The organism is Mycobacterium sp., from assembly GCF_035697385.1.
Taxonomy (GTDB): Bacteria; Actinomycetota; Actinomycetes; order Mycobacteriales; family Mycobacteriaceae; genus Mycobacterium.
On the sequence record NZ_DASSCY010000379.1, the window covers coordinates 20,398 to 27,035 of the forward strand.

The window sequence follows — 6,638 nt, forward strand, 5'->3', positions numbered from 1 at the left end:
ATCGGGTAGCCAGCGGACGAGATGACAGAGCCAGAGCAGTCAGGATGTAGCGCAAGCTTCGCGAAGCGTGATATCACCGCCGCTCCGGAACGCGCCGCACAGATCCGACATGAGTTCTCGGACTGGTTACGCGGTCACTTCACTCTCGATCCGATAAGGGCCAGCGATGTGGTTCTCGCCGTCAACGAGGCGCTGGCCAATGCGGCCGAATTCGCCTATGTGACAGCCCGGCAGCCCGGCGTCATGCATGTGCAGGCCGACTACGACGAGTCCGCGGCCGTCCTGACGGTCACTGTCACCGACGAGGGAGCCTGGCGACGCACCGATCCGGACACCAAGCTGCGCACGCGTGGTCGCGGCATCCCGTTGATGCACGCGCTCACCGACCGGGCCACCTTCGACTCGACGCCCACCGGCACCGAAGTGCGCCTGCAGTGGAACGGCGTTCTGCCGACGGCGAGCACGCCCACTCAGAATTTCGGGAGTCGCACGACCTGAACGAAGAACTCGTCGATCTGCCGAACCGCGCTCATGAACTGGTCCAGGTCGACGGGTTTGGTGACGTACGCGTTGGCGTGCAGCTTGTAGCTGCGCACGATGTCTTCTTCGGCCGATGACGTCGTGAGCACGACCACCGGGATGTGGCACAGATCCGGATCGGACTTGATCTTCTCGAGCAATTGCCGACCGTCATACTTCGGCAGATTGAGGTCGAGCAGAATCAGGTCCGGTCGCGGCGCATCCTGGAACACGCCTCGCCGGTAAAGGAAGTCGAGTCCCTCCTCGCCGTCGTGCGCGACGTGCAGGGTGTTCTTGATCTTGTTGTGTTCGAACGCTTCCCTGGTGATGAGTTCGTCACCGGCATCGTCTTCGACAAGCAGGACGTCGATCGCGCGAGGTTCTGGCGATGTCATTCAGTTGTTCCTTCCGGCATGGCTGCGAGTATTTCGTTGGGCACGGTGGTTGGCGTAGCTGGCAGTGTGAAGCGGAATCGGGTCCCGTCTGTGTAGCTCTTGTCGATCCAGATGTTTCCGCCGTGGTGCTCGACGATCTTCTTGCACAGCGCAAGCCCGATACCCGTCCCGCTGTACACGTCGCGGCCGTGCAGCCGCTGGAAAATGATGAACACCTTGTCGACGAATTCGTCGGCGATGCCGATGCCGTTGTCCGACATGGACAATACCCAGTCCTCGGCGTGGTCACCGGTGCCCGCTTCGCAGTCGATGACGATTCGCGGCGCAACACCGTCGCGCCGAAACTTCACCGCGTTGCCGATGAGGTTCTGCCACACCATCGCCAGCAGGGTCGGATCTCCGTCAACGTGGGGAAGCGGCTGCGACGGGCGCACGATCTCGGCGCCCGACTCCTCGATCGCGGTGGCAAGGTTGCTCAGCGCGGTGTCCAACGCCGAGTTGAGATCGACCTCGGTGTGCGTCGCGTTGAGCCGCCCGACGCGTGAAAACGTGAGCAGGTCGTTGATCAGCACCTGCATGCGTTTGGCGCCGTCAACGGCGAAATCGATGTATTCGATACCGCGCTCGTCGAGCTTGTCACCATACCGCTTCTCCAGCAGCTGACAGAAGGCGGTGACCTTGCGCAGGGGCTCTTGCAGGTCGTGCGACGCGACGTAGGCGAACTGCTCGAGTTCGGCGTTGGACCGCCGCAGCTCCTCGGCCTGCTCGTCCAGCGCCGCGTGGGCCGACCGTGACGCGTCGAGTTCGTCGACGATTCGCTGCCGCATGTTCTCGACGTCTACCGCGATGGCCCGAATGTCCTTGGGCCCCCGCGGAATAATGCGTTCCCCGAAGTTTCCCTGGGTGATCCGCCTGCATGACTCCGCCAGCGCCGCCAGTGGACGGGTGACGGAGCTGCGCACCAGCACCGCTAGCAGGATCACCATCGCGAAGAAGACCACGAGCATCGCGCCCAGCACCCGGTCACGCCACCCGCGGACCTGTCCGAGCTCTTCGACACCAGCCTCCCGCGCCTGCGTCAGGTGTTCGTTCTGGACATCGAATAGCTCACGGAGCCGGTCGAATTCGACCCTTCCTCGCTCTGCCGTTCCGCTGTCCACGACCGTCGGTCGTCCTGGCGTGATGCTGGCGATCAGCGGTTCGGCGTACGCGCTTCGCCAGGTGGCGGCGGCGCGTTCGATCGCATCGAGATCCTCGATGAGGTCGCGGCGGTCGGCCGCATGCGCCCGAATATCCTCGGCCGCAGCCGATTCGGCGCGTTGACCGTTGTCGTAGGGCTGCAGGAACTGACGGTCGGCGGCGATCGCGTAGCCGCGCACCGCGGTTTCCTGGTCCCGTAGCGCCGCCTGCAATTGGTAGGCAGCCACGCGCGCCGGCTGGATGGTGTTGGTCAGCTCGCCTGACACGTCGTCGGTGCGGTTCATCAACACCGCGCCTGCCACTGCGCCCGTCAGCACCAACACGCCCATGGCTGACAGCACGAGAATCTGCCAGCCTTGCACCGTCAGTCTCATCTGGCCGATCGCTCCACGCGGATGATGGCGATGTCGTCGGTGAGGCCACCGTGCATCCGGGCGCGGCTCTCGGCTTGTTCGATGAGCGCGCCGACGAATGCCGGGCCGGGCAGCGCGGCAAGCGAGCGGGCCAACTGAAGCAATCCTTCTTCACCGAGACGTTCGTCGCCGCGTCCGGCATGTCCCTCGAACAACCCGTCGGTGAGCAGCAGGAGGCCATGTCCAACGGGTAGCTCCAAATGATTCACGGGCCACTCTTTGGCGCCAAGACCGAGCGCGGGCCCGGCGGGCGGTTCCAGCCACTCGACCGTGTCGCGGCCGTGCACCATTAGACCGGGATGCCCGGCCCGGACCGCGGTGAAGTGGCCGGTGTCAGGTGCAAGCGCCACGCTCAGCAGCGTCGCGAAAATCCCTCTGCCGGGACGCTCCGTGGTCAGAATCCGGTCGAGCTGCCGCATCCGCTCGCCGCCGCGCAGGCCTGCGAAGGTCAGCGCGCGCCAGCCGATGCGCAGTGCCACACCGAGGGCGGCCTCGTCGGGTCCGTGGCCGGCGACGTCGCCGATCATCACGTGAACGGTCCGGTCTGGGGTTTGGACGACGTCGTAGAAGTCGCCGCCGAGCAAGGCGTTCTGCCGGCTCGGGCGGGACTCGGTGACGATGTCGACGCCGGGGTCGTCCAGCAGCAGCGGGGAGGGCAGCAGCCCGCGTTCGAGGCGTGCGTTCTCCCGGGCGCGCAGGCGGCTGGCGTGAAGATCGACGGCGGTGAGCTCGGCTCGTTTGCGCTCGATGGAATACACCACGGCGCGACGCAGCATTTCAGGATCGACGCGGCCCTTGACCAGGTAGTCCTGCGCACCGGACGCGACGGCGGAGACGCCGAAATGTTCGTCGGTGAGGCCGGTGAGCACGATGATCGGGATCGTCGAATCGAGCTTGCCGAGGCGGCGCAGGGCGTCGATCCCGTTCGCGTCGGGCAGGTTCAGGTCGAGCAAGACGCAGTCGGGCCGGGTTTCTGCCAGGGCGCGCTCGGCGTCGGAGATCGACTGTGCCCAGGTGAAGCTGATGTCGGCTTCGGCGTCTGCGATCAGCTCTTCCACGAGCAATGCGTCGGCGCGGTCGTCCTCGACCAGTAGCAGCGACAGCCGGTGACTACCAGCGGTAGGGGCAACGCCGGAGCTCGGCGCAGGCAGGAACTGCGGGTCTAGTGGCGCGCGCATCGGTAATCACGTCCTTCATATAGCGACGTCACCCCGGTCGCGCTGACCTTCTGCTTTAGTGACAACGAGTCGACAATACCCAGTCATGGGCGACCCTTCAGCCCGGTATCACCGGATCTTCTCGCCGTACACGTGGTCCACGGTCAACGCCATGAGGACCCGACGATCGGAGACCATCACCGCCCGGTACTCGTCCCAGTCGGGATGCTCACCGGCGGCGTTGCGGTAGTAGTCGACGAGCGCCTCGACTTCGGGGCCATGAGGATCGGCACCCGGGCCGGTGAGTGTCACGGTGCCCTCGGCGGTGGCCCATGCCCAGCCGTCGGAGCTGGTCACTTCGATGACGGCCCGCGGGTCGCGGCGCAGGTTCGCCGTCTTGGCCCGTCCGTCGGTCATCGATACGTAGATAACCCCGGCGTCGCGGTCGTAGTACGGCGTGACCGGCGACAGCTGCGGGAGGCCGTTGGACTTGATGGTGGCGAGGACGCCGAGCTGGCTTTCGGCGAGCAGTGCGTGCGGGTCGAATTGTGTGGCTGTCATGCCGGGGGCAACTGCCGGCGGTATCGGGGCTATTCCGTGCGTTCGATGATGAGTCGGGCGAGCTCGCGGAGGTCGCTTGCGACGAGCGTAGGCTGCGGCAAGCCTTCGGCCTTCAGCGGCGCATTGCCGGGCCGAGTGAGCAGCGCGCCCTCCAGCCCTGCGCGCTGGGCCCCGATGGTGTCCCACACATGCGCGGCCACCATCATGCACTCCCCGGGCTCGACCGCGAGCTCGTCGCACACATAGTGGTAGACCTCTGCTGCGGGTTTGAATGTTCGCCGGGCATCGACACTGAACTGTCGCTCGAAGAAGCCGGCGAGCCCGGCGTGTTCCAACGGGCTCTTGCCTTGTGGATTGGGCGGGGAATTCGTCAGAGTGACGAGTCGGAAACCATTGTCGCGCAATATCTCTAGGCCATCGGAGACGTCGGGGTGTACTGGCATCGTCAGCATGGCGTGCTTCACGCGGTCCAGGTCGCCATCGTTGATGCGCACGCCGTGTATGTCCGCCAGCATCTGCAACGTCGCCTGACCGAGGGTGAAGAAATCGACGTAACATCCCGACAGCGCCGTGGTCATGGAGTACATGACGAGCTGGCCGAACCACTCGCGCATCGCGTGCGGATCACCGAGTATCTGGTCGAAAAGCGGCGCCAGGGAATCGATGTCGATGAGCGTTTCGTTGACGTCGAACACAAGAACGGTCGGTACCGCGGTCATGCATTGATTATCGGACGAGAAGAGGGGCATCCGAATTCGGATGCCCCTCTTGCTAGGTCGCGGTGATTCAGCGGGTCCGCACAGTGGTGTCGACCATCGGCACGTTCACCTTGGGCTGGATGTCCTGCACCCACTGGTGATGATCGATGCCGGTCGGTGCGTCGACGAGGCTGGCAGCCTGGGCGGGTCCTGCCAAGCCGAGGAACGCGGCGGCCAGTCCACTTGCGGCGATGGTGGCAAATCCAAACTTCTTCATTTTGATGCCTTCTTCTTTCTCTGTCGTGGTGGTTCGAGCCGTGGCGCGAATGTCGCGGTTCGGACGTTGCATCGGCCGGTTTGGTACTTCTTCGTGCCGGTCTGATAGCTCAAACAGGCAGTTCAGAGGTTTAATTCCGATGGCAGCAATTGATCGGCGGTTGGCAGGAATCGACTCCTGATTCGGTGTTGGACTTGGCCTTTCGGTAGTCGCTGTCGCGGTGGTGCGGTCAGTGCGGCGGGCAAAGTGACTGTTTAGGTCATTCGCGCGTCGGCGTAGGCGAGCATCGCGTCGCGCAGGTACTCGGCCAGGCGTGGATCGAGCGAGTCAAGGTGCGTGCGCCATTCCGACGGTTCGGTGATGGCCCGCGCGAGTTGGGTGTAGCTGTCTTTGTCGGGGTCGTACACCTTGCGTTGCAGCGCAAGGTCATCCTCGATCACGGCGAAGGTGGCTTCGTCGTCTGCGGCGACCCCGTCGCGCAGCAGCGCCAGCAGGCGGCGTTCGAGTTGAATGCCTTCGGCGTTGAACGCCTGGAACTGTTCGTTGGTCCAGTCGGCCGTGTTGCGCTGCACCTCGGCGAGTTCTGGCTCTCCGGTGCGTTCGAGTTCGCGTTCGATGTACTCGCGGTTGAACTCGAAGCCGCTGAACAGGTTTTCGGCGGGCATGTCGGTTCCTTTCTCGAGATGTTCGATGGTGACCGCGACGGTCGTCGCGAGCCGGTCCAACCGGTCCCGTTCTGCGGTGAGCCGGCGGTGATGACGGAGCAGCGCCTCGATCGGGTCGTGTTCGGCGTCGACCACCGTTTGGATCGTCGCCAGATCCAAACCGAGATCGCGCAGCAGCAGCACCTCTTGCAGTCGGAGCATCTGCGGACGTTCGTAGTAGCGGTATCCGTTGGCGCCGACGCGATCAGGACGTAGCAGTCCGATCTCGTCGTAATAGCGCAACGTCCGCGCCGTGATCCCCGACATGCGGGCGACTTGCTGAATCGACCAACCCATCGGCACCTCCCTCGTGCTACCAGCGACGATAGAAGCTGCCGTAACGGCAAGGTCAAGCCCAACTTCATCGGGTTATCCACAGTCGCGTTTTTATCCACAGGTTGGGTTTGGCCGGGTCGTTTTGGTCGGTGTATGCGATTAGGTTCGAAAGTATGTTCGATCAGTTGGTGGCGGCCGCCGAACCCACCCGGGGGGCTGGCGCGGTGGGTGCGTGGGCGCGGGTGGAAAACGCCGCCTGCGCGCGCCGCCTGTCGGCGATGGCCGATGTGTTGGAGGCCCGGATGGCCGCCGACGGCTCCGCTGATCGTGAGCAGTGGTGTGTGGACAACTGGGACGCAGTAGCCGCCGAGATCGGCGCAGCCCAGAATGTGTCGGCCGGGGTGGCTTCGCATCAGTTGTTGGTGGCCCAGGCGCTAC

At 64.4% G+C, this 6,638-nt stretch carries 8 protein-coding genes and 1 pseudogene; 2 read left to right on the forward strand and 7 right to left on the reverse strand.

Annotation, left to right across the window (positions count from 1 at the left end):
* Positions 1-21 precede the first annotated feature (21 nt).
* A complete protein-coding gene (locus tag VFH65_RS31565; protein WP_353327384.1) occupies positions 22-498 on the forward strand; it encodes an ATP-binding protein in 477 nt (158 codons plus the stop codon).
* Here VFH65_RS31565 and VFH65_RS31570 read toward each other — a convergent pair.
* From VFH65_RS31570 to VFH65_RS31600, 7 genes are all read right to left on the reverse strand, one after another.
* Entirely contained in the window at positions 471-914 is a 444-nt protein-coding gene (locus tag VFH65_RS31570; protein WP_353327386.1) for a response regulator, read from the reverse strand. The two genes, VFH65_RS31565 and VFH65_RS31570, sit on opposite strands and share 28 nt — an antisense overlap.
* Positions 911-2,488 carry a sensor histidine kinase gene (locus tag VFH65_RS31575; RefSeq protein ID WP_353327388.1) on the reverse strand — a complete coding sequence of 526 codons (1,578 nt, stop codon included), beginning with the start codon at positions 2,486-2,488 and terminating at the stop codon, positions 911-913. Before VFH65_RS31575 ends, VFH65_RS31570 begins: the two co-directional genes overlap by 4 nt.
* Positions 2,485-3,705 carry a PP2C family protein-serine/threonine phosphatase gene (locus tag VFH65_RS31580; protein ID WP_353327389.1) on the reverse strand — a complete coding sequence of 407 codons (1,221 nt, stop codon included), beginning with the start codon at positions 3,703-3,705 and terminating at the stop codon, positions 2,485-2,487. The genes VFH65_RS31575 and VFH65_RS31580 overlap by 4 nt, the downstream gene beginning before the upstream one ends.
* Before the next feature lie 108 nt (positions 3,706-3,813).
* Entirely contained in the window at positions 3,814-4,245 is a 432-nt protein-coding gene (locus tag VFH65_RS31585; RefSeq protein ID WP_353327391.1) for a PPOX class F420-dependent oxidoreductase, read from the reverse strand.
* A 29-nt stretch (positions 4,246-4,274) separates the two neighbouring features.
* Positions 4,275-4,964, reverse strand: coding sequence for a haloacid dehalogenase type II (locus VFH65_RS31590; protein WP_353327393.1), 690 nt, complete (start codon positions 4,962-4,964; stop codon positions 4,275-4,277).
* A 67-nt stretch (positions 4,965-5,031) separates the two neighbouring features.
* The gene (locus VFH65_RS31595; protein WP_353327395.1) at positions 5,032-5,220 is read right to left on the reverse strand and encodes a hypothetical protein; all 189 of its coding nucleotides are present in this window, start codon (positions 5,218-5,220) and stop codon (positions 5,032-5,034) included.
* A 254-nt stretch (positions 5,221-5,474) separates the two neighbouring features.
* Positions 5,475-6,221 carry a MerR family transcriptional regulator gene (locus tag VFH65_RS31600; protein ID WP_353327397.1) on the reverse strand — a complete coding sequence of 249 codons (747 nt, stop codon included), beginning with the start codon at positions 6,219-6,221 and terminating at the stop codon, positions 5,475-5,477.
* Positions 6,222-6,373: 152 nt separating this feature from the next.
* Here VFH65_RS31600 and VFH65_RS31605 point away from each other — a divergent pair.
* A pseudogene (locus tag VFH65_RS31605) lies at positions 6,374-6,638 on the forward strand (DUF222 domain-containing protein); the annotation flags it as partial.

What these genes read in the sequence shown, in the direction of transcription:
- VFH65_RS31565 (WP_353327384.1), top strand. Translation starts at nt 22, where the DNA reads ATGACAGAGCCAGAGCAGTCAGGATGTAGCGCAAGCTTCGCGAAGCGT.
- VFH65_RS31570 (WP_353327386.1), bottom strand. Translation starts at nt 914, where the DNA reads ATGACATCGCCAGAACCTCGCGCGATCGACGTCCTGCTTGTCGAAGAC.
- VFH65_RS31575 (WP_353327388.1), bottom strand. Translation starts at nt 2,488, where the DNA reads ATGAGACTGACGGTGCAAGGCTGGCAGATTCTCGTGCTGTCAGCCATG.
- VFH65_RS31580 (WP_353327389.1), bottom strand. Translation starts at nt 3,705, where the DNA reads ATGCGCGCGCCACTAGACCCGCAGTTCCTGCCTGCGCCGAGCTCCGGC.
- VFH65_RS31585 (WP_353327391.1), bottom strand. Translation starts at nt 4,245, where the DNA reads ATGACAGCCACACAATTCGACCCGCACGCACTGCTCGCCGAAAGCCAG.
- VFH65_RS31590 (WP_353327393.1), bottom strand. Translation starts at nt 4,964, where the DNA reads ATGACCGCGGTACCGACCGTTCTTGTGTTCGACGTCAACGAAACGCTC.
- VFH65_RS31595 (WP_353327395.1), bottom strand. Translation starts at nt 5,220, where the DNA reads ATGAAGAAGTTTGGATTTGCCACCATCGCCGCAAGTGGACTGGCCGCC.
- VFH65_RS31600 (WP_353327397.1), bottom strand. Translation starts at nt 6,221, where the DNA reads ATGGGTTGGTCGATTCAGCAAGTCGCCCGCATGTCGGGGATCACGGCG.